Genomic DNA, 26,424 nt, shown 5'->3' with positions numbered 1-26,424 from the left:
CCTCCACCTTGCGATTCGCCACGCTTTTCTCTGGTCTCGAGAGTCTGGAATCTGGTCTCTTCCCCGCATGTCCGCCGACGCGCAACACACTCTAGCCGGTCCCGCCACCCTTGAAGGCACCTCCCTCCATACAGGAAGCAAGGTCACCATCACCCTCAAGCCCGCACCGGAAAACCACGGCTTCAAGTTCCGCCGCGTCGACATTCCCGACCAGCCTTTCATCGATGCCGACGTCGACAAGGTCCAGACCGTCGAACGGGCCACGACTCTCGCCGAAGGCTCCGTCAAGGTCCACACCGTTGAGCACGTCCTCTCCGCCCTCTGCGGACTCGGCGTCGACAATGCCATCATTGAAATGGACGCCAACGAGCCGCCCATCGGCGATGGCTCGTCCAAACCCTTCGTCGAACTCATCAAGAAGGCCGGCATTGTTGCGCAGAACGCCTCACGCAAAACCTGGGAAATTCGTGAGCCCATTCACCACGAGTGCGGCGATGGCTCCCTGCTGACCATCGTCCCCAGCAAGACCTTCCGAGTCTCCGTCACCAATGTTGGCCCCGACGGCCGTTTCGCCCAGTATTTCTCCTCCGAGATCACGCCGGAGATCTACGAAAAGGAGATCGCGCCCGCCCGGACCTTTGTCTACTACGAAGACGTCAAACCACTGTTAGAGAAGGGACTCATCAAAGGAGGCTCACTCGAAAACGCAGTTGTTGTTAGAGGAGATCAGGTGATGTCAAAGGAAGCGGTTCGCTTTGACAACGAGTTCGCCCGCCACAAGGCGCTCGACCTCATCGGCGACCTGATGCTTTCCGGCAAGCGCATCCTCGGGCACGTCATCTGTGTCAAGCCCGGCCACGGCCCCAACACCCAGCTCGCCGCCATCATCAAGCGCGAATACTCGCGCATGCGCTCGCTTGCCGCCCCCTTCTCGATCCCCTCCGGAGAAGCCGTCCTCAATATCAACGACATCATCAAGATCCTCCCGCATCGCTACCCGTTCCTGATGATCGACCGCATCATCGACTTCGAAGGCGACAACAAGTGCACCGGAGTCAAGAACGTCACCGTCAACGAACCCTTCTTCCCCGGACACTTTCCGGACCATCCGATCATGCCGGGCGTGCTTCAGCTCGAAGCCATGGCGCAGGTTTCCTCGATCGTCATGCTTCGCAAACCGGAGAACACCGGCAAGATCGGCTACTTCATGAGCGCCGACAAAGTGAAGTGGCGTCGCCCTGTTCTTCCGGGCGACACCCTTTATATCGAGGCGGAAATGACGCGTTCGCGGGGAGCCATCGGGACCGCCCGCTGCCGCTGCCTCGTCAATGGCGAGATCGCCTCTGAGGCCGAACTCAAGTTCGCCCTCGTCGACAAGTAAGCAGGGAAGGCGATCCCGCCTCCTTCCCGGATTTATTTCGCAAACTCCGTCATCCCGGCGAAGTCGCCGATCCAGGCCGAAAAATACGGCCAATCGGTGCCATCGCGCCAAAGGAACACGAAGAAGGGTCGATCGAAGATCAGATCGCGGGAAAGCATTTGGGGCGCCGGCGGAGCCTCACCAAAGGGTTCCAGTCCCGCATCGACCACCACCTTCACTTGGGCGCCTCTTTCGTCCAGCTTCAGCAGGTGCTTTTGTTTTGCATATGCGACACGGAATGGCTGTGGACCACCAAATGTTAGAGCGCCGCTCAATCTTTCTGAAAATTCGGCATCCCCTTCAAGCACGAGCGCGGGAATGCGCAGGTTATCCATGGCGTGCAAGGACTTGTCATTTGCCCCACCCCACTCGCCGGATCTCATCGTCCACCGTTCCTTCAAGTCACGAACTTGCTTGCAGGCATCCGTAAAATTCATCGCTTTTGCGGGCTCGAACAAAATTACCCGATCGTCGCCTTCTGCCAAGATCTCCACTGCTTTCGATCGCTTCCCCGCCTCCCACCAAAGGACCCTAACGAAGGATCCATAGTGTCCGCTCCCGCTCCCCGTAATTCCCCAGAACTCAACCTTTCGGGAGTCCTCACCGAATTGAAAATCCAAGCCCTGGGTGGTGGCTCGATGGAACTTTTTCCTGAAGGTCAGATCCCGGGTAAGCAGCGACAAGAACGCCACGCTACCGGAAGGCTGAGCGTGTGTCGCGAAGGGCGCGTCACCACCGCCCAGCATCTCCACCGCTTCGCCATTTACTAAGTCCAGAAACTCCTGAGTCGCCTCTCCAGCCCACGTCTTCCATCCCTCCTGCGGCATCACGGTTTTCGAATTCCACTCAAACGAGTTAAGCTTTGTGATCAACTCGTTTGGCGGCTCTACAACGGCCTCGGCTGCCCCAAAATAACGATTCAATTCATCCCAAGCACCTTGAAAAGCGGGCGACCAAACCACCGTCCGAGAAAAATCCAACTTCTCATCCGGATGTGCGATAGCCTCAAGATCGGCGAAAACCTGCGATACAGAGCAGAGTATGACCACCAGCCGACTGCATCCCTTCATGACTTGACCCTTCTCAGATTGCCGGGCCATCCTCAAGAGATCTTTCTCGCTTCAGCTCGCAATCCGATTCCCCTATACCGGCCCTCATGGACCTCCCCGACGCTATCGCCCACTGCCTCGCGAAACCCGCCGTCGAAGAAACCACACCCTTCGGTCCCGACGTGCTGGTCTACAAGGTCGTCGGAAAAATGTTCGCCCTCACGGACCCATCGAGCTTTCCCGCAACGATGAATCTGAAATGTGATCCGGAACGCTCGGTCGAGCTCCGCGCCGAATACGAGGCCATCATTCCCGGCTACCACATGAACAAGAAGCACTGGAACACCGTCACGCTCGACGATTCCATTCCAAGCGAGTTGGTCCGCGAGCTCATCGACCACTCCTACGAATTGGTCGTTGCCTCCCTGCCGAAATCGAAACGCCCCTAACAAGGTGCGGGGGTTTGAAACCCCCGGCGGAAACCCTGCCGAGTCATCAAGCGGATCATTGCATTTCACATGACCTCAACACACCCACCCTCGGGGCTTGCAAAGCCCCGCTTCCTGGTGGGCGACGGGGGCGTCGCAGATCTTCCTAGTGATACTCCTGCAGAGCCTTCACGGTAAGCTCGTTCTCGCGCAGCGAGCGGATGGCCAGCACGCAGGCTTCCGCCGCCGCCAGATTCGTGGCATGGGAAATCTTCGCGGCAATCGCCGTCGACCGGATCTTCACCTCGTCCTCACGTGCCGCCTGATCGCTCGGCGTGTTGATGACGAATGCGATCTCCCCGTTCTTCATCATGTCGATAACATTCGGGCGCCGCTGCTCCTGAAGCTTGAACAAACGTTCACAGGGAATCTTGTTATCTTTCAGACACTGATAGGTTCCGCCGGTCGCCCAGATCGTGAAGCCGAGTCCGACCAGATCGCTGGCGATCTCCATCGCCTTCGGCTTATCTCGATCGACCACGGAAAGGAACACATTGCCCTCGGTCGGCAGCGGGTTGAAGGCGCTGATCTGGCTCTTCGCGTAAGCCATGCCCCAATCGGCATCGATGCCCATCACTTCACCCGTCGACTTCATTTCAGGACCCAGCACGATGTCGATACCCGGGAAGCGCGCCCACGGGAAGACGGCTTCCTTCACCGAGAAATGCTTCGGAATGACCGTCTCGGTGAAGCCAAGCTCATCGAGCGTCTTGCCCACCATGATCATCGCGGCATACTTCGCCAGAGGCACACCGGTGGCTTTCGAAACGAAAGGCACGGTCCGTGAAGCACGCGGGTTCACTTCGATCACGTAGAGTTCCTCGTCCTTCACCGCAAACTGGATGTTCATCAAACCGCGAACATCGAGTTCCTTGGCGAGGTTCTTTGCTGCGGTGTCGATCTCCTTGAGAATTTTTTCGGAAAGCGAGTAGGAGGGGATGCAGCAAGCCGAGTCGCCAGAGTGAATGCCGGCCTGCTCGATGTGCTGCATGATGGCACCGACGACCGACTTGGTGCCGTCGGAAATACAATCCACATCGACTTCCACCGCACCATCGAGGAATCGGTCGACCAGCACCGGGCGGTCCGGCGACACGTCCACTGCCTCGCGCATGTATTTCCGCAGCTCGGCGTCTTCGTAGACGATCATCATCGCGCGACCACCGAGAACGAAGGACGGGCGCACCAGCACCGGATAGCCAATGCGGTTTGCAATCACCACCGCCTCTTCTTCGGAAACCGCCGTGCCTGCTTCTGCCTGCTTGAGGCCAAGCTTATCGAGCAGTGCCGAGAAGAACTTCCGGTCTTCCGCCAGCTCGATGCTTTCCGGCGAGGTGCCGATGATCGGCACGCCGTGGCGCTTCAGGTCGGCCGCGAGATTGAGCGGCGTCTGACCGCCGAATTGGACGATCACGCCGTGAGGCTTCTCCTGATCGCAGATGTTGAGCACATCTTCCAAGGTCAGAGGCTCAAAGAACAACTTGTCGGAAGTATCGTAGTCGGTCGACACCGTCTCCGGATTGGAGTTCACCATGATCGCCTCGTAGCCCAGCTCCTTCACCGCGAAGGCGGCGTGCACACAGCAGTAGTCGAACTCGATGCCCTGACCGATTCTGTTAGGGCCGCCACCGAGAATGATGATCTTCTTTTTATCCGTCTCGCGAGCTTCGTTCTCATCGCCATAGCTTGAGTAGAAGTAGGGTGTGTAGGCTTCGAACTCCGCCGCACAGGTATCGACCAGGCGATATCCGGGGATCAGGCCCTCGGCCTTGCGCTCCTTGCGGATGTCATCTTCATGAACTCCGCGCGCCTTCGCGATCTGGCGGTCCGAGAAACCCAGCCGCTTGGCATTTTTCAGATCGAGTGTCGCGAGGTTCATGCCCTCGTCGGCAATCTCCTTGAGATGATGCAAAAACCATGGATCGATCGCCGTCGCTTCGAAGACCTCGTCGATCGTCCAGCCATGCGTGAAGGCGGTTTGCAGCCAGAAAATCCGGTCGGCACCCGGCACAGCCAGATGGCGCTCGATTTCATCACGGCTGACGTCATGCAGATCCTTCGAGTCAAAACCAAATCCCCAGCGACCTGTCTCTAGTGAGCGCAGCGCCTTCTGCATCGATTCCTTGAACGTCCGGCCGATCGCCATCGCTTCCCCCACCGCCTTCATCTGGGTGGTCAGCACGGCATTTGCCGCCGGGAACTTTTCAAAGGTAAAGCGCGGCAATTTGGTCACCACGTAGTCGATCGTCGGCTCGAAGCTCGCCGGCGTCTCACGAGTGATGTCGTTCGGAAGCTCATCGAGTGTGTAGCCGACAGCCAGTTTCGCCGCGATTTTGGCAATCGGGAATCCCGTCGCCTTCGATGCCAGCGCCGAGCTTCGTGAAACCCGCGGGTTCATCTCGATGACGATCATCCGTCCGGTCACGGGATCGATGGAAAACTGGATGTTAGAGCCGCCCGTTTCCACGCCGATTTCGCGGATCACCGCGAACGAAGCGTCGCGCATGATCTGATACTCACGGTCGGTCAAAGTCTGCGCCGGAGCCACCGTGATCGAGTCGCCGGTGTGCACACCCATCGGATCGATGTTCTCGATCGAGCAGATGACCACGCAGTTGTCGGCGCAGTCACGCATCACCTCCATTTCGTACTCCTTCCAGCCGAGCAGGCTTTCCTCGATCAGCACCTCGCTAACAGGGGAGAGATCCAAGCCACGGGTGATGATCTCTTCGAACTCCTCACGGTTGTAAGCAATCCCTCCACCTTGACCTCCGAGCGTGAAGGCCGGGCGAATGATCAGCGGAAAATTCTTCCCCGTGTACTCGGCCATCTCGGCCGCCACCTTGCGCGCCTCTTCCATCGTGTGGGCGGTCCCGGACTGCGGCAAATCGACGCCGATCTTGATCATCGCGTCCTTGAAAAGCTGGCGATCCTCACCCTTGTCGATCGCCTCGGCTTTCGCCCCGATCATTTTCACACCGTGCTTGTCGAGAGTGCCGGATTTGAAGAGATCCATCGAGCAATTCAGCGCGGTTTGGCCGCCAAGCGTCGGAAGCAGCGCATCGGGCTTTTCCTTGATGATGATCTTCTCCACCACCGCCGGCGTGATCGGCTCGATGTAGGTCCGGTGGGCAAATTCCGGATCGGTCATGATCGTCGCCGGATTCGAGTTCACCAGCACCACCGTGTAGCCCTCCTCCTTCAGTGCCTTGCAGGCCTGGACTCCGGAATAATCGAATTCACAGCCCTGGCCGATGACGATGGGGCCGGAGCCGATGACGAGGATCTTCTTGATGGAGGTATCTTTTGGCATGGTGGGACGTGTTTTCCGGCTGCCGGACGCGCGTGGCAGCTAAATTTCCAGTGGTCTGGCAGGACAGGCCCAAATTGTAAAGACTCACATGGAAGCTTCGCTACGGTTTATGAAATCCGGGGCTTCTTGACGCATCCCTCGTGCCACGTGTAGAGCCTTGTACATCATGCTCATGAAATCCCCGCTCCTTCGCCTCTTCTCGCTCACTGCGCTCATCTTGACTGGAGCCGCGCTGAGTTCCTGCAGCACCGTCGGCCTTGGTCCTTCCGGAGCTGGCGAATATTCCGGAACCACCATCAACAGCAGCAACCTGGCGCTGATCCGCCAGACTACCGTCGCCGTCTTCGCCGAAAAAGGATTCCGTCTCGATGGCTCGGCCGACTACGGCACCATCCGCTTCGTCAAGGAGGGCACGCGTTCGGCGCAGATCGCCTGGGGCAGTAACATGAACGACAATCCCGTGATGGTTCGCCCGGAAGTCCAGATCAACTCCCTCGGCCCGAAAACCCAGCTCATCTGCAACGTCTACATGACCCAGGAGAGCACCGTTTACGGAGAAAACGTCAAACAGCCGCACCTCACCGGAAAAGCCGGCTACTCCAGCATCCTCAGCACCATCCGCAAACGGGTAGAAGCGGAAGAATAGGCAAAACACTGATCCAAGTTTACCCAACTTCCTCGAAATTAGATAATTTCTGATGGGTTGTGCGTCTCCCCTGACACAAGGTGGTCAGACGCAGGATGAAACGCAGTCAGGTTGAAAGGCTCTACGAAGAGCATGCCGAGGGAATCTACCGATTCCTGCTCTCACTCGTCCGCCACCCGGAAGACGCCCGCGATTTGCTCCAGGACATCTTCGTCCGCGTGGCTCGCAACGACGGCTTCCTCGATACACCTTCCAACGAGAAGGCATTTTTCTTCAAAATGGCGCGCAATGCCGCCATCGACCGCAGTCGCCGACTCGGTGCCAGAGCGCGTCTGAACGACGCACTCACCGATCATAGCAGCGCCTTCGCCGCCGACTCCGATCCCGATACCCAGGCGTTTCGGAATTCGGTCGCCGCCGCACTTCGTCAACTTCCCGACGAGCAGCACACCATCGTCCATCTCAAACTCTGGGAAGACATGACCTTCGAGCAAGCCGCCGAAGTTTGCTCCATCCCGCCTGCCACCGCCGCCAGCAGATACCGCTACGGCATCGAAAAACTGCGGGCTTTGCTGAAACCCATTTACCGAGAAATCACCGAATGAATCCTTCCCACGACCCCGATGCTTTCGAGCGATGCTTGAAAGAAATCCCACTCACCAGGTTACCCGACGTCCTGCGCGACGAAATCCTCAACAATGCTTGTCCGGGCCATTCGAGATTCGCCATCCGCGCACTCTGGCAATCCTCTCCCAAGCCGCTGGTTGTGGGTATTGCCGCCGCGTGGATGCTCATCATCGCGCTCCAGCTTTCCAAGCCTGAAAGCAGCACGACGATCGTGGATTCCAAGCGCGACGCCATCCCCGCAAACGAGGAGAACACCCGCGCCTTCATCGCCTGGGTCGAAAGATCCCAATTCCATCTCGAACAGCCATGAAAGCCCTTCTGAGAAAGCTCACCGGTCGCCGCGCACGGAGAATCTATTTCTGGGGCAGCATCACCCTGCTGACCCTGATCGTTCTCGGTTATCAGATCGAGAATTGGCGCGGTGCCCGCGCCTGGAAACAAGCGAGCGAGCGGCTCGAACGAGAAAACGAAGCCTTCACCATCGCCGAACTCACACCCGAACCCGTCCCCGAATCCGAGAACTTTTTCGGCACCCCTTCACTGGCCGGTATCGCCACCGACGACGAACGCGAGAAAGGACCTCATTCGATTCAACGAAAGCGACTGGTCGATATCTATCCAGGCAACCCTGGAAGTTCCACAGATCTTTCCCCGCCCGATCTCCCCTATCTGAACGAAGATCGACAAATCGATTTCGTAGAATGGATCACCTATGCAAGAGCCGCAGAAACGCTTTCGATCGAAGACAGCCCTCCGGAAACCTCTGCCAAGCGCTTTCTTGAAGCCCTCGATTCGGCGCACGGTCCCCTTTTCCAAGAGCTAAGCGAAGCCGCAAGCAGACCCTATTCAGCCGTCACTCCAAGCTTCGCCGAACTCGCTGAAGGCAAGATGGTTTTCAATGTCGGAATGCACCACATCGGCTCCATCGTTTCACTGGCGAAAACCATGACACTACGCGCAGCCGCCGCTACCGAACTCGGTGACTCCAAGCGGGCCATGGAAAGCATTCAGATCCTGATGAGGCTTTCGGAAGGGATGCGCGCGACGCCCAACTTTCTCGGAGCCGTGGTGTCCTTCGGGATCGACCATCATACCTACCGGGCGATCCGCCAAGGCCTCCAGAGCAATCTCTTCGATACGCAACAATTGCAGACGCTGGAACGCGGGCTGGTACTGAACCGCCAGGGCGACACCATTCTTAGAGCGATGCGGGGCGAGCTAAGAGGCGCGCTAGATGCCATGGACTGGCTACGCCAAAAAAAGACCGACCCGGCATTTCTAAGCACGGTCATCGACATGAAGAACTCCGGTCTAAACTCGCTTGGATTGCTGCTCGCTCGAATGTCCCCTTCGGGCTGGATCGATCAGAATCGCGCTAATCTGTTGAACTGGAGTCTCGACTACATGGTCCTTCCAGCACGCGATTCCAGCTCTCGAGAAATCGCCACAAAGGCGAATGAACTGGAAAATCTCGTAAAGAGGGAACGCGCAAGGAGCCTGTCGCGGCCTCACAACTTCGTCCCGATCGCCGTCATGCCCATGTTTTCCAACATGCTCGTTGCGATGATTCGAGAAGAGACTCAGCACCAGTTCGTTCAGACCGCTTGCCAACTGGCTGGCTACAAAGCCGCTCATGGCCACTACCCCGACAAGCTCAGTGCCCTTGTCCCTGAATTCACTGAGAAGCTCCCTTTTGACCCCCTGGATCCGGAAGGAAAGCCCATCAACTACCAACTCATTGGCGAAGGATACCGACTGAGCGCGGACACCATCGATCAGGAGCTCACCTGGACCCTCCGCAAGCGCGAATAATCCGGATTCTTGACCAATCAAATTTCCCGGGCGACTCCCGCAGGGGCCAAGGCCCGGACACAAAAAAGCCCGCATTCCTGCGGGCTTTTTTGAAGAAAGCTTTGGCAACCCGTAGGGGAATCGAACCCCTATTGCCAGAATGAAAATCTGGAGTCCTAACCGTTAGACGAACGGGTCGCTGTAAGTCGTCCGGCGTGCCGGACGGGGCGGCAAAATAGTCACGAGGAGCGGACTGGCAAGACAAAAGTGTAAGGAAAAATTGCGCCATTCATGACACGGATGAGCGACATCCGGGATTTCACCGTGAAAGGCGGCTTGCCAGCGGGCATTTCGTTCCTACCCTCCGCCCCCTGTCCGTCAGATTTTTAGACACTATGAACACCGAAATCCTCTCCCAAGCCGCCAATCAAGCCCGTGGTCTCGCCATGGACGCTGTCCACGCCTGCTCCTCCGGTCACCTCGGCCTGCCACTCGGCTGCGCCGAAATTGGTGCCGTCCTCTATGGAGCTGGCGGCCTGCGCTTCAATCCCGAAGCTCCCAAGTGGCTCAACCGCGACCGCTTCATCCTCTCGGCCGGTCACGGATCGATGTTCCTCTACTCATGGCTGCACCTCGCTGGCTACGATCTTCCGCTCGAAGAACTGAAGAATTTCCGCCAGCTCGGCTCGCACACTCCCGGCCACCCGGAGTCCTTTGAAACGGTCGGCGTGGAAGCCACCACCGGCCCACTCGGCCAGGGCATCGGCAACGCCGTCGGCTTTGCCCTCTCCGGCAAGCGCGCCGCCGCCAAGTTCAACACCAAGGACCACACCATTTTCGATCACCACGTCTTCGCCCTCCACGGCGACGGCTGCCTTCAAGAAGGTGTCGCCAAGGAAGCGATCGCCTTCGCCGGCCACAACAAGCTCGATAACCTGATCCTCATCTATGATTCCAATGACGTCACCCTCGACGCCATGGCCGATCAGACTCAGAGCGAAGATGCCGAGCAGTATTTCAAATCACAGGGCTGGGACGCCGTGACCATCGACGGCCACGACCTCGTCGCCATTTCTGAAGCCATTTCCAAGGCCAAGTCCGACGACAACGGCAAGCCCAAGGTCATCATCGCCAAAACCCTCATCGGCAAAGGCATCTCCGAAGTCGCCGGCACCGCCAGCGCTCACGGTGAAGGCGGCGCCAAGTTCGTCGACGAAGCCCACAAGGCCCTCGGCCTCCCCGCTGAATACTTCCACGTCTCCGATGAAGTCCGCGAGCATTTCAAGGAAGTCGCCGAGAACGCCAAGCACGAGTTCCTCAGCTGGCAGAGCAACTACGAAGAGTGGGCTCAAGCCAACGAAGCCCTCGCCTGCGAACTCCGCGCCGGCGTCAACGGTGAGATCCCAAGCGACCTCGCCGACCGCATTCCTGCCTTCGCCGACGACTACAAGGACGCCACTCGTGGTGCCGGCGGCATCTGCATCAACGCCGTTGCCAAGGAAGTGCCGCAACTCATCAGCGGCTCTGCCGACCTCTACGGCTCGACCAAGAACTACATCAAGGACGGCGGCGACTTCGGCCCCGACAATCCCGCAGGCCGCAACATCTGGTTCGGCATCCGCGAGCACGCCATGGGCGCGATCTGCAACGGCATCGCCTACGACGGCATCTTCCGTGCCTCCGGCGCGACCTTCCTCGTCTTTGCCGACTACGTGCGCCCTGCGATCCGTCTCGCTGCGCTCTCGAAGCTCCCCGTCACCTACATCTTCACTCACGACTCTGTCGGTGTTGGTGAAGACGGCCCGACCCACCAACCGGTCGAAACCGTTTCCGGTCTGCGCGTGATCCCGAACCTCGACGTCATCCGCCCTGCCGATGCCGAAGAGACCGCCGGCGCCTTCGCCGCTTCGATGCTCCGCACCGACGGCCCAACGCTCCTCGCACTCACCCGCCAAGGCGTGCCCTCCATGAGCCACCTTTCCTCCAGCGAGCGCCGTGAAGGTGTCCGCCGCGGCGCTTACATCGTGAAAAAGGAGAAGGGTGAACTCACCCACATCCTCATGGGTTCCGGCTCCGAAGTGCAGCACGCCCTCAAGGCCGCCGAAGAACTTGGCGATGGCGTCCGCGTCGTCTCCGTTCCTTGCTTCGAGCGCTTCGACCGCCAGGGCGCCGACTACCAGGAAGCCGTCCTTCCGAAAGCCTGCACCAAACGTGTCGCCATCGAAGCCGGTGTCTCCGGACTCTGGTGGAAATACGTCGGCACCGAAGGCAAGGTCGTCGGCATCGACCGCTTCGGCCTTAGTGCCCCGGGCAACACCGTGATGGAGCAGCTCGGCATGAATGCCGCCAGCGTCGTCGCCGCAGCCAAAGCCTAAAGGAGTAAGGACATTCCCGTCCTGACCGACTCACCAAAACGCGCCTTCCCACCCGGGTCGGCGCGTTTTTCGTATAGCTGCAGAGCCCCGGTGCCTTTCACTGCTCACTGCTCACTCGGCACTCGGCACTCGGCGAAACCGCCCTTACACACCCGCCAAAAATTTCCATTCGACGCCCTGCACATGGGGTTCGAACCTGCCTCCCATGTTCTCCCGCCTCCTTCTCCTCTTCATCTTCGTCCCGGTCATCGAACTCGGGATCTTTCTGTGGATTGGTGAACGCCTTAGATTGCTCAACACCCTCGCCATCATTCTCTTCACCGGCGTCCTCGGGGCCGCTCTAACCAAATCCCAAGGCCTGCGCGTCCTCAACGATTTCCGCAAAAGCACAGCATCCGGCCAACTTCCCCATGCTGCGATTGTCGAAGGCCTGATCATCCTCGTCGCCGGGGCCCTGCTGCTCACACCGGGTTTCCTCACCGACGCCGTTGGCTTTCTCGCCCTCGTCCCCGCCGTCCGCAGCAAACTCCGGAAAGCCCTCACTCAATATCTTTCAACACGGATCAAGATCATCACCCCCAACGGGCCCTCGGGAGGCAATCGTCCGCGCCGTTCCAAACCTCTCGACGATGACAATGTCATTGACGTCTGAGGGGACAAATAAGCGCCTCCCATGAGGCCAACTTTCATTTCAACTCACCCTTGATCGGCGCGCTTCATGCTTCGTGCGGATTCATGAAGGCCCTTCCTCCATCCGTCTCGCTCATCGAAGCGGCCCGCGACTACCCGGTCTACGAAATCCGGCACGCCAAGGCCGAAGCCCGCATCGCCGCCCATGGAGCGCATGTCATGAATTGGAAGCCGGCTTCAGCGACCCACGAAGTCGTCTACCTCAGCCCCGATGCCATTCTCCGGGAAGGCAAGGCCATCCGCGGCGGCATTCCGATCTGCTGGCCATGGTTCAACGCCCACCCCAGCGACCCCAAGCTTCCCTCCCACGGCTACGCCCGCGACCGGTTTTGGGAATTGCGCGAAGCCAACGAAGACGAAAACGGCGTGCAACTTGTCTTCACCCTCGACCTGCCAGCCCTCAATGCCGAGCTCCGCATCGCATGCGGCGAGACCCTCGATCTCACGCTCACCACCCGCAACAATGGCCCCGAAACCATCGCGCTCAGCGGAGCCCTGCACAGCTACTTCAGCGTCTCTAACATCCGCGAGGTCGTGATCACCGGGCTCGCGGAAAGCGACTACCTCGACACCGTCGGCAAGCGCACTCCCCGCCACCAGAATGGCGACGTCCGCATTTCCGAAGAAGTCGACCGCATTTACCACAGCGTATCCGCCGTGACCCTCCACGACCCTACTTGGAAGCGTGCTATTCTTATCGAAAAATCCGGCAGTCCTTCCACCGTCATTTGGAATCCTTGGATTGAAAAAGCCGCCGCCCTCGGCGACCTCCCCGACGAAGCTTACGAGGATTTCGTCTGCATCGAGTCTGCGATCGCCAACGAGTCCGCCATCGCCCTCGAGCCTGGCCAATCCCACGGTCTCAGCACCAGGATCTCGCTAATCGATTAGCTCAGCGACCTTCGCCACCCTCTTCCCCATCGATGGGAATGCCCATTTTGGTGGCTCGCTCGGTCCAGAGCTTCCGGGCCAGCACCTGGAGGTCTGGCACCTTATCGTATTCATCGATGATTTCGACTCCGACGATCGTTTCAAGGACGTCCTCCAAGGTCACCAGTCCGACGTTGGTACCATACTCATCATGGACCAGCAGCACATGGGCGCCTTCACTGAGAAAGCGCCGGAAAAGACCATCGACACCGACTTGCTGGGGCACAGCATCCAGTGGTCTCATAACGCTTTCCAGAGGGGCGTCACCGTCCTTGATGCAGGCTTGCAGAGCATCCGACTTGAGCACAAAGCCGCGAACCTCGTCTCGATTCGCGCCGTAAATCGGAATCCGTGAGAAGGAGACCGTCTTGCCATCGATGGTATTGGCGAAATCACGCAGCGACATCGAAGCTGGCAGCATGAAGATCACCGGCCGAGGCGTCATGATGTCGGACACCCGGACTTCACCCAGCTGAAGGATGTTCCGCACGATCGCTCCTTCCTCGGTATTCAGCACCCCTTCCTGCTCGCCCAGACTGGTGACAGCGAGCAGCTCTTCGCGGTGCATCGGCTTCTCGTTGGCTTTTCCGAAGGTGATCAGGCGCGTGACCTGCCTGCAAAGCCAGACCAGGGGATAGAGGATGATTTCCAGCTTCGGCAAAAGCCAGGCGGTCCCCGGCGCGAAGAACATCGCGTATCGGGCACCCAGCGTCTTCGGAATGATCTCGGTGAAAATCAGGATCGCAATGGTCAGCACACCTGCGAATGCACCCGCAGTCGCGCTTCCATAGAGCTTCGCATACTGCGCGCCAGCACCTGCCGCACCCATGGTGTGGGCGACTGTGTTAAGCGTCAGAATGGCCGAAAGCGGACGGTCGATGTCCGACTTCAGCTTCTCCATGGCAAGCGCCCATTTGACACCGTTCTGCTTGGCCGTCTGCACTCCGGTCGGAGTGATTGTCAGCAAGGTCGCTTCCAGCAGGGAGCATAAAAAAGAGAATCCGAGAGCGACGAGGACGTAGGTGATCAGGAGTGCCATGGGCGTGGACCACAGACTCTCTGCAGGAATCGCCCGAGGTCAATGAGACAGTTCGGGGTGGTTTTCCAATTGCCAGGCTGCATCCTGATTCCGTGCTCCTTCGCCTGCTTCAACGAACCGCCCGCTACCGTGACCGCGCGATCCTGGTTTTCATCCTCGCGGTGATCGGCACGGCCTTGGTGCTCGTGCTTCCGGCCATCGCCAAACAATTCACCGACGTGGTGATCGAGGAAAAGCGCAAGGACCTCGTCATTCCCACCGCACTGGTCGGTCTCGGCGCGATCATTCTGCGGCAGATCCTGCTCTCACTCCGCTCTCTAGCAGCTCAGTCGCTTGAAGCCCGCCTCGTCCACGACCTGCGCGTCGAGCTCTACGACAAACTCCAGCGCCTGCCGGTTCGCTGGTTTGATAAAAATGCCTCGGGCGAAGTGATGAGCCGCGTCGCCGATGACGTTCCGGCCATGGACCGTGTGATTGTCGAGGGTCTCGATACCGCCCTCGCCGCGATCCTTCAGTTCACCCTGATCCTTGCCGCCTTGTTCATGCAAGATTGGAAGCTCGCGCTCGTCACCGTGGCCCCGCTGCCGATTATCGGCGTGATCACTTACTTCTACTCACGCTTTTCCGAGCCGCGCTGGCGGGAATCGAGCGAAGCCTCCGCCGCGCTTCACTCCCAGCTTCACGATTCGCTTTCGGGCATCCGTCAAATCAAGGTCTACACCGATGAACCCGAAGCGCTCAGCCGTTTCGAAGAAGCCAGCCACAGCTCACGGCGCAGCTACATGCGCGTGATGAAAGGCCAGGCCATCGTCTGGCCGGGGATCTCGATGCTCGCGGAATGCGGAATCATCGCGATGGTCGCCTACGGTTCATGGCGGGTCATCAACGAGGAAATCAGCGCGGGCGTGCTCTTCTACTTTCTCTTCGCCTGGGGCTTCATCTTCGATCCGATTTCAAAAATCAATCCGCTCACCCAGGTCTTCAATCGCGGACTCGTCTCCGCCAAACGGGTTTTCGAAATCCTCGATCGCCCGGAGGAACACAACCTCGTCGAAGGTGCGCGTCCCGAGTCCGTTCGCGGCGCGATCCGCTTCGAAGATGTCTCGTTTGCCTACGACGACGAAGCGCCCGCCATCGAGCATGTCAGCTTCGATGCCGCACCCGGCCAGACCATCGCGCTCGTCGGACCGACGGGGGCCGGCAAGTCCACTCTCCTTCACCTCCTCGCCCGCTTTTACGAACCCAGCTCCGGCCGCATCCTGCTCGACGGCCAGCCGCTCGACACCCTCTCGAAAGAATGGCTGCGCGACCATACCGGCTACGTCACCCAGGAGAGTTTCCTTTTCAATACCACGCTGCGCGAAAACCTGCTGCTCGCGAAGCACGATGCCAGCGACGACGAACTTTGGAGCGTGCTCGAATCCGCCAACGCCGCCGATTTCATTCGCGAACTTCCCGATGACCTCGGCACCCTCGCCGGCGAGCGGGGCATCCGCTTTTCCGGAGGAGAAAAACAACGCCTCTCGATCGCTCGCGCGCTCCTCAAGAACCCGCCGATCCTGCTCCTTGACGAAGCCACCTCGGCACTCGACAACGAAACCGAGCGACTCGTTCAGGAAGCCCTCGAACACCTTCGCGCCGAACGCACTTCATTCGTCATTGCCCATCGACTTTCGACCGTCCATTCCGCCGACTTGATTTGCGTGCTGGAAGACGGACGCCTCGTGCAAGCCGGCCGCCATGAAGACCTTGTCACCAAGGACGGTCTTTACGCCCGCCTTTGTCAGGCAACAATGCGCTGACACCCCACCCCGCTACTCCCAATTTATGCATTTCCCAGAAATCCGGATCATCTTTCAAGACGTCGATGGCTGCCTGAACCCCGCCGACGGTGAAGACTTCGGCGTCACCCCCGAATGGGAAGCCAGCGAATCTCAGATCGCCATGCTTCACGCCATCGACAAAGCAGTGGAAGCATCCCCCATCGAGCACTTCGTGATCAACACCGGACGCTTCTGGCCGATCCTCGAAAACATCGTCAGGCACTTTTCATCCCCGAAAATCCGCTACTTCGTGATGGAGCACGCCTGCGTCATTCATGACCGCCTCACCGGCACCAATCTCGATCTCGCCGAGCTGGCGAAGTCCTGCGGCATGCCTGAGTTGGCCCATCGCTATACCTCGCTCGACACCATGAAGACCCTGCTCAAGTGGTATGACGAGCACGGTCAGCCGGCCATGGAAGCTCTCTATCAGGTGCCCATGCCGCGACTCGATAAAGTCGGCAACCTTTCCTTCGCCTTCCCGCCTGAAAGCCATGGAGAAGAGGTTCTGGCCGCGATCGAAGCCAAGGTGCAAGAGGGCCTCACGGAGGCAGATTACCAAAGCCTGGAATTCTGCTGCTCCGATCGCTTCGTCGACATCCTTCCCGGCATCCACAAGATGGATGGCATCGAGCTAATGTGCGCCCATCTCGGCATCCATCCGGACCAAGCACTTGCGGTCGGAGATTACCTGAACGACCTCGCCGTTTTCGAAACATTTCCGCAGGTTATGTGCCCCGCCAATGCCCACCCGCGCATCAAGACCCTCACTGCCGAAAAGGCGGGCCGCGGTTACGTTTCCGATCAGCCCTACGGGAAATCGCTCATCGAGCTTCTGGAAAATCTCTCACAAAACCCTGCGTAAAAATTGATCCCTCCGCCGCCAGCTTACAGAATCTTCGTAGCATTATCCGTGACAAGATGTTGGCATTCGCGCCAACCTTCCCCCGCGTCATCTCTATCGCCCACACCAGTTTAAATGCAGACCGTCGTCCAAGTCCCAGAAGCCGATGAACCGTGCACGGTTCGTGAAGTCGTCAGTGCCCTCAAGAAGCAGAAGCTCGAAGCGCGTCTCGATTCACAAAATTGGGGCGACTGGATTCACCTTGAAGGATGCACGACCGTCATCAGCATCGAGTCCATGCGTGGTCTCACCCGCAGTGCCACCATCGAGCACGGCGAAGACGAGCGCAACGATCCCAGCCAGGCGATTCTCGCCGCGTTCCACAAACTCGGCTGGGTGGGGATCGATGAGGACGGTGAGTACTCGCTCGGTTGAGCCCTTCTGCCCGTGGCAGAATCATGCCGCCTCGATATGGTGCACGGACCGCTCAAGAAGCGCTCCAAGAATTTCGGTGCGATCGAAACGCAGAGCAAAGTTGCGTGCATCCGCTGAGAGCTTTTCGCGATCGTCACGGCTCATTTCCGCGACCTGATCGAGGCAATGGCGGAGCCCTGCCACATCCCCGGCCACGTGCTCCAGACAGTGGCCACCGCTGGCCTCCGGAATGCCCCCGGTTCGCGTCGTGATCACCGGGCCCAGACCACCGGCGAGCATCTTCTCAGCCACTGCAATGCCAAAAGTCTCCACAAACTCGGTCTTCGGCTTGCTCGGCAGACACCAGGCGTAGCAGCCGTGCATCAGCACTCCCTTTTCGGCATCGCTCACATTGTCGAAAACCATCACATCGCCAAACTCAGCGGCCAGCTTTCGGATCTTGTCCTTCGCCGGACCATTGCCACAAATGATCAGCTTCTTCTTCCCCCGTAGCTTGCAATCTTTCCACGCGGCAATCAGATCATCGACTCCCTTTGCCGGGGCGATTCTTGAAAGGAACATCACGTAGCCATCCCGCACCAGACCGCGGTCTTCGAGAATCGAGTCCACCATCTTCTCATCCTTTTCAATATCGACATAGGACTTCGTGTCGATCGCAGGGTAGCTGATCCCTACGCGACTTTCGAGCTGCCCCGTGAACGATGTTCCCAGCTGCTCGTCCACCTGTCGCCCGGCATCAACGATGAGATCCCGAGTGAATCGGCTCACCGCCACCGGGTGGTCATGTTCGAGATAGTTTGAGAGAAGAATCTGAGCCGCGCCCATGCGCCCTTCAGCAAGGGCATTGCCGATCACATTCGTGATATCGGAACCCACCGCCTCACCCACTGTGAAGACGGATGAAGAAGTGCCCGACATCCGGAAGCTGTTTACCGCCTGCATGACCATCAAACCATGAGGCACCAGATAAAGATCCATCAACATCGTGCGACCGGGAAGCTTCGCCATCAAATCAACGAGATGACCGCCGATTCCGAGGGAAAGCCGTCCGTCGAGCACCTTGTAATCCCCCATCGGCCGTGGCCGGTCGATCGTGATGCCCGCAGAGTACGGACTGATCGTATCGAGCGGCTTCAATGGCAGTGAGCTTTCTTTCAAGGTATCCAGCGGGTAGCTGACGATGTGCACATTCTCCATTCCAAGCGCCACTGCCGCCTCTGCGAGGTTGCGCGCCTCAGTCGAATGCCCGCAGATGATCGGATCAGCACGGACAAGGAATACGGCGTTCTGGATGGCTGCTTCGGAGTTGATGAATTGCATGGTTTTTCGAATGGAATGGAATCATCCCATAGGCAGATCCCATGCCATCATGGTGAAAAGCTCGGCGGCCTTTCCAAGGTCCCAAATTCCGATGGCTCATCGCCCATCTTCAGTAACAGTGTCCCGCCCTTCAGGAACTCATCCATCTTCAACCAACTACGTTTGATGGGTCGACCATTCAGATGAGCTTCCTGGATGAACACATTCTCGCGGGAATTTCCTTCGGCGATGACCGTGAAGTCCCCTTCCGAAAGATGGAGAGTGGCCTTTCTGAACAAGGGGCTCCCGATCAGCATCACCGGCTGACCACAAACCGGAAAAAGCCCGCAAGCATTCCAAACATACCACGATGACAGACCTCCAGAATCTTCATTTCCTGGAAGCCCACCAGGACCCGTCGTAAACTGGCAATCCATCACACGCCGCACCACTCGTGCAGTGCGATCGTGGCGTCCCGCATAGAGATAGGCATAGGGCGCCTCCATATCAGGTTCATTGTTGAGACCCTCAAAGCGATGAACCCGCTCGCCATGGCCGGCCTCTGAAAAGCCGAAGAACTTATCAAGCAGTGAGACAAAATTCCGATCTCCCCCCGCCAACTCAATCCGCTCCTGCATGTCATGAAGAAGCCGGAACGAATAATTCCAGTTTTCCCCTTCATAATAAGTCGAGTCTTCCCGGAGCAGGCCGGACTTCGGATCGAAGGCATTGCGCCAGTGCTCGATCATCGAAGTCGCGCGGTCATGGATCAACTGATGACCCAGACTTCGGGCCATCCGCGCCATGCAGAAATGGGCGTAGGAAATGTCCAGCGTATGCGAAAGCGGATCGACTTCACCCTTCTTCACATACTCGGCAAAGCGGCTCTTTCGGCCCTTGCCGCTTTGACTCGTCTTCCAGAGCAGCGAAAGCACTCGGTCCCAATCGGCCTCGATTCCGCGCACCCGTGCGTCCTCGAGAATCGCATGACAAAGCCCCGTCGCCTGCTTGGTGAAACGGTCCGGAACATTGTCCATCAGGTAGCTCACAGGAAATCCACCCTCGCGCTCCGCAACCTCACACAGGAACTCGACAAAGGCCGCTGCCCGCTCCGGCCACAGGCTCATCATCAACGGCAGCTGCGTCTTGTAGAGATCCCACAGCGTCGAAAGATCGAAGAAAAACGGCCCCGGCTTGCCGGTGAAAGGATTTTCATCCGTGAAGTCCGCCGGCTTGAGGCAGGCATGATAAAGCGCCGTCGAGAATACCTCGTGCTGCTCCGCGGTGCCGCCCTCCACCTCCACTTTCGCCAGCACTTCCTCCCAGGCCTTGGCGGCGTCGCCCACACACGAATCCCAGCCAGCCGGAATCGCCGCAGTCGCACGCTCACCCGCCTGCAAGGAGAATCCAAAGGTCAACTCGATCCGATTCCCAACCCCTCCACGAAATCCGAATCCGAATGCCGGACGATATTTCTGTTTCTCCAAGCTCAGCTCATAAGCGCGCTCTGTTAGAATATCTTCGTCCTCCCAAAGCCAAGCCTCGCTGCCTTCGCAGATGCAGTGAAAATGCAGCGGAATGCCTTCCATCACCACCTCACCCGCCACCGAGCCATCATCCTCGATCCAAAGCTTCGACCACTGCGGGTAGTTGCCCATTTCATCGATGAGCAATCCTCCGGCGGACACGTCCACCGCGACGGACGGCGCCAAGCCCTCGGGAAATTCATAGCGATGCCTCACACCACGCTCCGCCGCCACCACCTCGAAGCCAATCCCCGACTCCGCGAACTTCCCCGCATAGAAACCCGGCCAAGCCCGCTCCTCCACCAGGCCCTGCCTTTCCAACCTCCCTGCCAAACCGTCCGCACCCAGCGGCGTCGTCAGCAGGTAATTGTAATACATCCGGATCCGCCCCGTGCCGCTCTGCTGAAAGTGCGCAATCCCGACCGCCTCGTGCCGCTCAAACAGCACCGGCGGCGAATCGCCACTCAACGAAACCGCGTAGCGGCCATACCCCGTCACATAGGCTCCGGAATACGCGCAGGCCGACACCATTCCAAACGGACGCGTCGCCCCCGGATGCGTGTTCCCAATCGGCGGCTTCGCGCACCACCAGGTCGCCGCGATGCCTTCCGGTGCCGGCAGGTCAGCTTCGGCATGGCCGATAAAGGGATCGACCCGCGCCATGAAAGGCAGGTCGTCAGGTCGTTTCGTCATTCATCATCAGGGGCTTTCACTCCAAAAAGCAGAAGCCGGGCCAATCCCGAACGGCTCAATCCCAAGAGCTCGTAGTTCCGCCTTCAGGCGGCCCCCCTCGTTCGACTCATTCTTCGCCCCATCGCCGGAAAGCGTCGTGATTGCCTGTCCTCAGACGACCTCGATGCCTGCTCGAGGCCGCCTGAAGGCGGACTACGAACCCTATTAGTCCAGCCTCCTCACCAGCTCCACAAATTCCGCACGCTGTTCTTTCAGATCCTCGGCAAGGGTCGGCTTGGCGATCTCGATCACCTGATCCCAGCTGATCTCATTCACGTCCTCCATCTTCCGCAGCTTCATGCCGAAGAGCGCGGCGGCGGAAGCCATGCGGAAATCATTGCCCGCTTCTTCCCAGGCGACCGCCTCACCCCTCACCGGCGATTCAATCAACTGACTCTTGTCGCCTTCCGGGTGCTTGTAGCGCAGCTTCAGCGTCAGCCAATCATCGCTCGCCACCAGCTCCTTGCGACCTTCCGGTTTTTGATAACGGAGCTCATCGACATTTCCCACTCCCGGCGCAGCCACACCGACCGGCACGATTTCATAAAACGCGGTCACCGTATGCCCGGCACCGATGTCCCCGGCATCGACCTTGTCGTTATTGAAATCCTGATTGCGCAACACGCGGTTGGCGTAGCCGATCAGACGATAGGCCTTCACCTTGCCCGGATTGAACTCGACCTGGATCTTCACGTCCTTCGCGATCGTCACCAGCGTGCCACTCAACTTGTCGAGAAACACCCGCTTCGCCTCATGATCGCCATCGACGTAGAAGTAGTTGCCGTTCCCATCGTTGGTAATCGCTTCCATCATCGCGTCGTTCAGATTTCCACTGCCAAAACCCAACACGCTCAGGCTTACGCCCTTCGCGGCACTCGCCTTCACGGCTTCAACCAGCTGACCCTGACCGGTGATGCCAACATTGAAGTCACCATCGCTCGCCAAAATCACACGGTTCACGCCTTCAGCCTGCATGTTTTCAAACGCCATCAGATAAGCACGCTGTAACCCGGCACCGCCATTCGTCGACCCACCGGCTTCGAGCTTCGCCAAAGCCGCCAGCGCCTTCGACTTGCCCTCTTGATCGAGGCGGGTTGGTGGCAAGACCACACCTTCCGTTCCGGCATAGACCACCATCCCGACCCGATCACGCTCATCGAGTTCATCAATGAGAAGCTTCATCGCCCGTTTGAGCATCGGCAGTTTGTCCGGACTCTGCATCGAGCCTGAAACATCGATCAGGAACACCAGGTTCGATGCCGGACGCGCATTCTTCGCCACCTCACGACCCTTGATCGAAACCCGGGCTAACAGGTGGTCCGTCTTCCACGGACAAGTCGCCAACACCGACTGCACCCGGAACGGGCTGTCACCTTCCGGCTCGGGGTAGTTGTAGTCGAAGTAATTGATGACTTCCTCGATCCGCACCGCATCCGGCTGGATGCTGCGGCCTTCGCGGATCATCCGACGCAGGTTCGTGTAGGACGCCGTATCGACATCGATCGAAAAGGTCGAGAGCGCCTCATCCCAAGCCGACTTCCATGGCTGATCGACGAGCGGGTCGTAGTGGTCGCGGGACAGGTTTCCAGTGCCTCCGCCGCCATGAGGAGGCACGACAATTCGTCCGCGAATCCTAGGCAAATGATTCGAATGATCTTCCTTCTTCTTTGCGAGTGGAACGTCAGTCGTATCGTTTGACCTCGTTTTATCTGCAGCGTCCCGTCCGAAGAATGTATTTCCTCCCCCACCACTTCCACCGCTCTCGCCAGCCCATGCCTCGCCAAAATCATCAGATGACCCGAATTCGGCAAGGGCTTGGACCTCATCGGTAGGCACCGGTACCCCACTTGGTGTTGGTTCGTTCGCCGCGATCACCCGGGCACTGCTCGCACTGGGCGCTGCGGGTTTTGCATCAAGCGCTGAGTTCATCAATTCACTAGAAAGTTCTTCCATTGCAGCCAACGAACTCCTCGCCACTTCCTCTTCAGCAGGCGCCGATGGCGGAGCCATTTCATCGCTACTGACCGACGCCCCTGACGACCTCCTGACTGTCTCAAGCTGCTTGGCTTGAATTTCCGGCATCTCATTCACTGCCATCTCCGCCTTCTTTACGGCCATGTTGGGCAGCGTGAAAACCCCCGCCGCCGTGATCGCCAGCAACGCTGCAATCGACAAAGGCATCGCCCGCCGCCACTTCGAAGGCTTCTTCACTTCTTCCCCATCCAGCGCGGCATCGATGCCTGCCAGCAAAGCCTCATCCGCCTCACGCTTCCTCGCCTGCTCCTTGAGCAAGGCATCCATCAACAGATCTTCCGCTTTCATCTCTCTAAATAGTTGCTTGTTAGTTGTTTCGCGACAGACACAGACGCAGTGCTTCCCGCGCTCGCTCCAGTCGCTTCCTCAAGGCAGGTGCCTTGGTTTCCAAAAGTTCCGCCGCCTCATCCGAAGTCCGGCCCTCATCGTAAATCACCCGCACCACCTCCGACATCGGCTCCGGTAGCTTGCTCCGGCACTCCGCCAGCCTCGCGAACAGGTCCGAATCGTCGGCTGTGCTCTCAAAAGGCTCCTCAAGCCGGGAAAGCGTCTCTTCATCCAGCGCCACCTCGCGCTTGTATTTCCGGCAGTGCTCGCGCCACTTGTTTCGCACGATCCCGCGCATCCAGGTGCCGAAGTCACGGTTCACATCGAATTTCCCCAAACTCTGCCAGGCCGCGACGCAGGAATCCTGCACCAGATCACGGGCGGCGGCTTCGGACTTCACGAGCGCTGTGGCATAGGCCACGAGCCCCCGATGATGCCCACGGATGAGATCGGTGAATCGGTTTCGGTCCATCACGGGAAATTCGATGACTGTGGCTGCTTGCATGGCTCTTCACCCTCCATTGATCCGAGCCGGGAAAACTGTGACAGGTTTTTCCCCTGATCCGCAGAGCGAAAAACCTCCGCGCAGCGATTGTAGACGAAAGGCAACCCGCTCGCCCCACGTAGACCTTCCACCCATGCATCTCCGAATCCTACTCCCAGCGCTTTTCGCCACTTCCCTGGCAGCGTCCGCCGCCGACAAACCGAACATCCTGTTCATCATGTCGGATGACCACACCACTCAGGCCGTCAGCGCCTACGGCTCCCGGCTCGCCGAAATCGCCCCCACCCCGACGATCGACCGTCTCGCTAAGGAAGGCATCCTCTTTGAAAATGCCCTCTGCACCAACGCGATCTGCACGCCATCCCGCGCCTGCATCATCACCGGCCAGTACAACCACACCAATGGCGTCTTCGACCTGAATGGAGAAATCCCACCCGCCCGCCAGACCCTTGCCATCCAGATGGGCCGCGCCGGCTACGAGACCGCGATGATCGGAAAATGGCACCTTAAGGCCGAACCCGCCGCCTTCGACTACTACTGCGTGCTCCCCGGCCAGGGAAAATATTTTGACCCCGATTTCAACATCCGCGGCGACAAGCCATGGCCAAAAAACGTCCGCCACAGCAAAGGCCACTCCACCGACGTCATCACCGACCTCAGCATCGACTGGCTCAAGGACCGCAAGGATAAGGACAAACCCTTCTTCCTGATGCACCACTACAAGGCGCCGCACGACTACTTCGAAAACGCACCACGCTACGAAGACTTTCTCGCCGGTGTCGACATCCCTGCACCCGACTCGCTCTGGAGCTCCCACCCGGATGGCTTTGGCTCCATCGCCACCCGTGGTGCGGACGACGAACTCATCCCCCACATCGGCACCTCCGTAGGTCCGCGCAATCCGCGCCGCAACTACATGATCGATCTCGCCCATCTCTTCCCGAAGGAATTCCCGGACGACTACAACCCCGCGAGCTACAGCGACGATCAGAACAAACGCTTCGCCTACAACGCCTACCTCCGGAAATACCTGCGTTGCGTCAAAGGCATCGACGACGGCCTTGCAAAGCTCTTCAAGTATCTCGAAGAGAGCGAACAGATGGACAACACCGTCATCATCTACACCGGCGACCAGGGCTTCATGCTCGGCGAGCACGACTATCAGGACAAACGCTGGATGTTCGATGAAACCCAGAAAATGCCTTTCCTCGTCCGCTACCCGAAGACCATCAAACCCGGCCAACGCAGCAACGCGATCGTCGAAAACGTCGACTACGCCCCGACCATGCTCGACTTCGCCGGCGTGAAAACGCCCGACTCCATGCAGGGCAAGTCCTTCAAAGCCATCTGCGAAACCGGCAAGGAGCCCGAAGGCTGGAAGCAGGAAGCCTACTACCGCTACTGGATGCACATGGCCCACCACGACAACCCCGGCCAGATGGGCATCCGCACCAAGACCCACAAGCTGATCTACTACTACGGTGCCGACTACGAAGGTGGCTACCAAACCCCTCCGGGCTGGGAACTCTACGACCTCGAAAAAGACCCGAACGAAACCGTCAACCAGTACGACAACCCCGAATTCGCCAACACCGTCAAGGATCTCAAGGCTCGCCTTGCCAAACTCCGCAAAGACATCGGCGACGATGGCTCCCACCATCCCAAGAACGAGGCCATCGTGCAGGAATTCTGGGACTACGACGAAGCCGACCGCGTCAAAGCCATCGAGATCTCTCGCGAGTTCCGCAAGACCCGAGAAGCCGAACTCGCCAAACGAAAGGGCTACCCGACGCCCCATAAATGAAGCATCGTTCTTTCGTTCAGTCAGGCACGGCGGCGATCCTCGGCGCAGGACTTGCGCCTTGGTCACAGGGCATTGGCCAACCCTTCGACCGCGAAGGCGCTGGACGCTTGAAGCTCGGTCTCGCTGCCTACTCGTTCCGCAACTTCTTCCAGTCGGAAAAAGGAGTTCTCAAGGGCCCCCGTGCCGCAAAGCAGGAGTCCGCCTCTCAGAAACGTCTATGCAGGAAGGCGATGCTTCACAAAATTTCTAAGCCTCTCGTCCTTCGACGCCAACAGGACTTGACGAGGCCAGACTTTATCAAAATCGATCAGACATCCCTCACAACAACGGATCGCTTCCCGCGACAAGACAACCTTCCGCGCGTGTTCCAACTGAATGATAGCACCCCTCGAATCGATCATTCCTGATTCAGCCGCCTCAATGAGTTCGATGAGAAATTGTCGGACTACCAGAATCATTAAATTGACATGCTTCAAGTCGTTCCTGCCCGATTGATCGATCGCTGATAAGTTCGCGACCTTGGCCTGAAAAACCGCAAGTATCGGGAGCACACGGACCATGTAACTTCCGTCGCTTTCATCAATTTCGATGCTCATGGACGTAAGCGCCCAACAGAACCCCTCTATTCAAGCGGGGCATAAGTGCCATAGACTGGAGATCTATGGCATCTACGTCTGAAACCACCGCTACTTCCACTATCATCAAAAGCGACCGTATCGGCCGGACG

21 protein-coding genes and 1 tRNA gene are annotated in these 26,424 nt (G+C 58.6%); 13 read left to right on the top strand and 9 right to left on the bottom strand.

The features are described 5' to 3' along the window. Positions 1–67: 67 nt before the first annotated feature. Positions 68–1,381 carry a bifunctional UDP-3-O-[3-hydroxymyristoyl] N-acetylglucosamine deacetylase/3-hydroxyacyl-ACP dehydratase gene (locus ACFQY0_RS17745; protein ID WP_379715142.1) on the top strand — a complete coding sequence of 438 codons (1,314 nt, stop codon included), beginning with the start codon at positions 68–70 and terminating at the stop codon, positions 1,379–1,381. Between the two features lie 32 nt (positions 1,382–1,413). Here the strand turns inward: ACFQY0_RS17745 and ACFQY0_RS17740 are convergent, their stop codons facing one another. Next, the gene (locus ACFQY0_RS17740) at positions 1,414–2,247 is read right to left on the bottom strand and encodes a hypothetical protein (RefSeq protein ID WP_379715140.1); all 834 of its coding nucleotides are present in this window, start codon (positions 2,245–2,247) and stop codon (positions 1,414–1,416) included. A 329-nt stretch (positions 2,248–2,576) separates the two neighbouring features. Here ACFQY0_RS17740 and ACFQY0_RS17735 point away from each other — a divergent pair, with 329 nt between their 5' ends. Then, entirely contained in the window at positions 2,577–2,918 is a 342-nt protein-coding gene (locus ACFQY0_RS17735) for an MmcQ/YjbR family DNA-binding protein (RefSeq protein ID WP_379715138.1), read from the top strand. 145 nt (positions 2,919–3,063) lie between these two features. Here the strand turns inward: ACFQY0_RS17735 and carB are convergent, their stop codons facing one another. After that, positions 3,064–6,270, bottom strand: a complete 3,207-nt coding sequence (gene carB / locus ACFQY0_RS17730) for a carbamoyl-phosphate synthase large subunit (RefSeq protein WP_379715136.1) — start codon at positions 6,268–6,270, stop codon at positions 3,064–3,066. Between the two features lie 172 nt (positions 6,271–6,442). On the opposite strand from carB, the gene ACFQY0_RS17725 reads away from it, so the two are divergent. The 4 genes from ACFQY0_RS17725 (at position 6,443) to ACFQY0_RS17710 (ending at position 9,355) form a co-directional block, all read left to right on the top strand. Next, positions 6,443–6,916, top strand: coding sequence for a hypothetical protein (locus tag ACFQY0_RS17725; protein WP_379715134.1), 474 nt, complete (start codon positions 6,443–6,445; stop codon positions 6,914–6,916). A 95-nt stretch (positions 6,917–7,011) separates the two neighbouring features. Next, a complete protein-coding gene (locus ACFQY0_RS17720) occupies positions 7,012–7,521 on the top strand; it encodes an RNA polymerase sigma factor (protein ID WP_379715132.1) in 510 nt (169 codons plus the stop codon). Further along, a complete protein-coding gene (locus tag ACFQY0_RS17715) occupies positions 7,518–7,853 on the top strand; it encodes a hypothetical protein (protein ID WP_379715130.1) in 336 nt (111 codons plus the stop codon). The genes ACFQY0_RS17720 and ACFQY0_RS17715 overlap by 4 nt, the downstream gene beginning before the upstream one ends. After that, on the top strand, positions 7,850–9,355 hold the full coding sequence (locus ACFQY0_RS17710; RefSeq protein WP_379715128.1) for a hypothetical protein: 1,506 nt from the start codon (positions 7,850–7,852) through the stop codon (positions 9,353–9,355). Before ACFQY0_RS17715 ends, ACFQY0_RS17710 begins: the two co-directional genes overlap by 4 nt. Before the next feature lie 102 nt (positions 9,356–9,457). Here ACFQY0_RS17710 and ACFQY0_RS17705 read toward each other — a convergent pair. Further along, positions 9,458–9,532, bottom strand: a tRNA-Glu gene (locus tag ACFQY0_RS17705). A 197-nt stretch (positions 9,533–9,729) separates the two neighbouring features. On the opposite strand from ACFQY0_RS17705, the gene tkt reads away from it, so the two are divergent. The 3 genes from tkt to ACFQY0_RS17690 all read left to right on the top strand — a co-directional run bounded on the left by tkt (position 9,730) and on the right by ACFQY0_RS17690 (position 13,290). After that, positions 9,730–11,709 carry a transketolase gene (gene tkt, locus ACFQY0_RS17700; RefSeq protein ID WP_379715126.1) on the top strand — a complete coding sequence of 660 codons (1,980 nt, stop codon included), beginning with the start codon at positions 9,730–9,732 and terminating at the stop codon, positions 11,707–11,709. 205 nt (positions 11,710–11,914) lie between these two features. Next, positions 11,915–12,361, top strand: coding sequence for an FxsA family protein (locus ACFQY0_RS17695; protein ID WP_379715124.1), 447 nt, complete (start codon positions 11,915–11,917; stop codon positions 12,359–12,361). 83 nt (positions 12,362–12,444) lie between these two features. Further along, positions 12,445–13,290, top strand: a complete 846-nt coding sequence (locus tag ACFQY0_RS17690; RefSeq protein WP_379715122.1) for a D-hexose-6-phosphate mutarotase — start codon at positions 12,445–12,447, stop codon at positions 13,288–13,290. A 1-nt stretch (position 13,291) separates the two neighbouring features. Here ACFQY0_RS17690 and ACFQY0_RS17685 read toward each other — a convergent pair whose 3' ends face one another. Next, positions 13,292–14,368, bottom strand: coding sequence for a CNNM domain-containing protein (locus tag ACFQY0_RS17685; RefSeq protein ID WP_379715120.1), 1,077 nt, complete (start codon positions 14,366–14,368; stop codon positions 13,292–13,294). Between the two features lie 92 nt (positions 14,369–14,460). On the opposite strand from ACFQY0_RS17685, the gene ACFQY0_RS17680 reads away from it, so the two are divergent. The 3 genes from ACFQY0_RS17680 to ACFQY0_RS17670 all read left to right on the top strand — a co-directional run bounded on the left by ACFQY0_RS17680 (position 14,461) and on the right by ACFQY0_RS17670 (position 17,470). Further along, positions 14,461–16,170, top strand: coding sequence for an ABC transporter ATP-binding protein (locus tag ACFQY0_RS17680; protein WP_379715118.1), 1,710 nt, complete (start codon positions 14,461–14,463; stop codon positions 16,168–16,170). Between the two features lie 25 nt (positions 16,171–16,195). Further along, positions 16,196–17,056 carry an HAD family hydrolase gene (locus tag ACFQY0_RS17675; RefSeq protein ID WP_379715116.1) on the top strand — a complete coding sequence of 287 codons (861 nt, stop codon included), beginning with the start codon at positions 16,196–16,198 and terminating at the stop codon, positions 17,054–17,056. 114 nt (positions 17,057–17,170) lie between these two features. After that, on the top strand, positions 17,171–17,470 hold the full coding sequence (locus ACFQY0_RS17670; RefSeq protein ID WP_379715114.1) for a hypothetical protein: 300 nt from the start codon (positions 17,171–17,173) through the stop codon (positions 17,468–17,470). Between the two features lie 21 nt (positions 17,471–17,491). Here the strand turns inward: ACFQY0_RS17670 and ACFQY0_RS17665 are convergent, their stop codons facing one another. The 4 genes from ACFQY0_RS17665 to ACFQY0_RS17650 all read right to left on the bottom strand — a co-directional run bounded on the left by ACFQY0_RS17665 (position 17,492) and on the right by ACFQY0_RS17650 (position 23,860). Then, positions 17,492–18,790 carry a glycosyltransferase family 4 protein gene (locus tag ACFQY0_RS17665; RefSeq protein ID WP_379715112.1) on the bottom strand — a complete coding sequence of 433 codons (1,299 nt, stop codon included), beginning with the start codon at positions 18,788–18,790 and terminating at the stop codon, positions 17,492–17,494. Positions 18,791–18,837: 47 nt separating this feature from the next. Next, positions 18,838–20,988 (bottom strand): glycoside hydrolase domain-containing protein, encoded by a 2,151-nt coding sequence (locus tag ACFQY0_RS17660; RefSeq protein ID WP_379715110.1) that lies wholly within the window; start codon positions 20,986–20,988, stop codon positions 18,838–18,840. Positions 20,989–21,192: 204 nt separating this feature from the next. Continuing rightward, the gene (locus ACFQY0_RS17655; protein WP_379715108.1) at positions 21,193–23,349 is read right to left on the bottom strand and encodes a vWA domain-containing protein; all 2,157 of its coding nucleotides are present in this window, start codon (positions 23,347–23,349) and stop codon (positions 21,193–21,195) included. Positions 23,350–23,368: 19 nt separating this feature from the next. Then, positions 23,369–23,860, bottom strand: a complete 492-nt coding sequence (locus ACFQY0_RS17650) for an RNA polymerase sigma factor (protein ID WP_379715106.1) — start codon at positions 23,858–23,860, stop codon at positions 23,369–23,371. Between the two features lie 166 nt (positions 23,861–24,026). Here ACFQY0_RS17650 and ACFQY0_RS17645 point away from each other — a divergent pair, with 166 nt between their 5' ends. Beyond that, positions 24,027–25,697, top strand: a complete 1,671-nt coding sequence (locus tag ACFQY0_RS17645; protein WP_379715104.1) for a sulfatase family protein — start codon at positions 24,027–24,029, stop codon at positions 25,695–25,697. 215 nt (positions 25,698–25,912) lie between these two features. Here the strand turns inward: ACFQY0_RS17645 and ACFQY0_RS17640 are convergent, their stop codons facing one another. Next, positions 25,913–26,293 carry a hypothetical protein gene (locus ACFQY0_RS17640; protein WP_379715102.1) on the bottom strand — a complete coding sequence of 127 codons (381 nt, stop codon included), beginning with the start codon at positions 26,291–26,293 and terminating at the stop codon, positions 25,913–25,915. Between the last annotated feature and the right edge of the window lie 131 nt (positions 26,294–26,424).

Origin of the sequence: Haloferula chungangensis, assembly GCF_042664875.1 — a bacterium.
GTDB classification, from domain to species: domain Bacteria; phylum Verrucomicrobiota; class Verrucomicrobiia; order Verrucomicrobiales; family Akkermansiaceae; genus Haloferula; species Haloferula chungangensis.
This window is presented reverse-complemented; position numbering and strand designations above follow the sequence as displayed.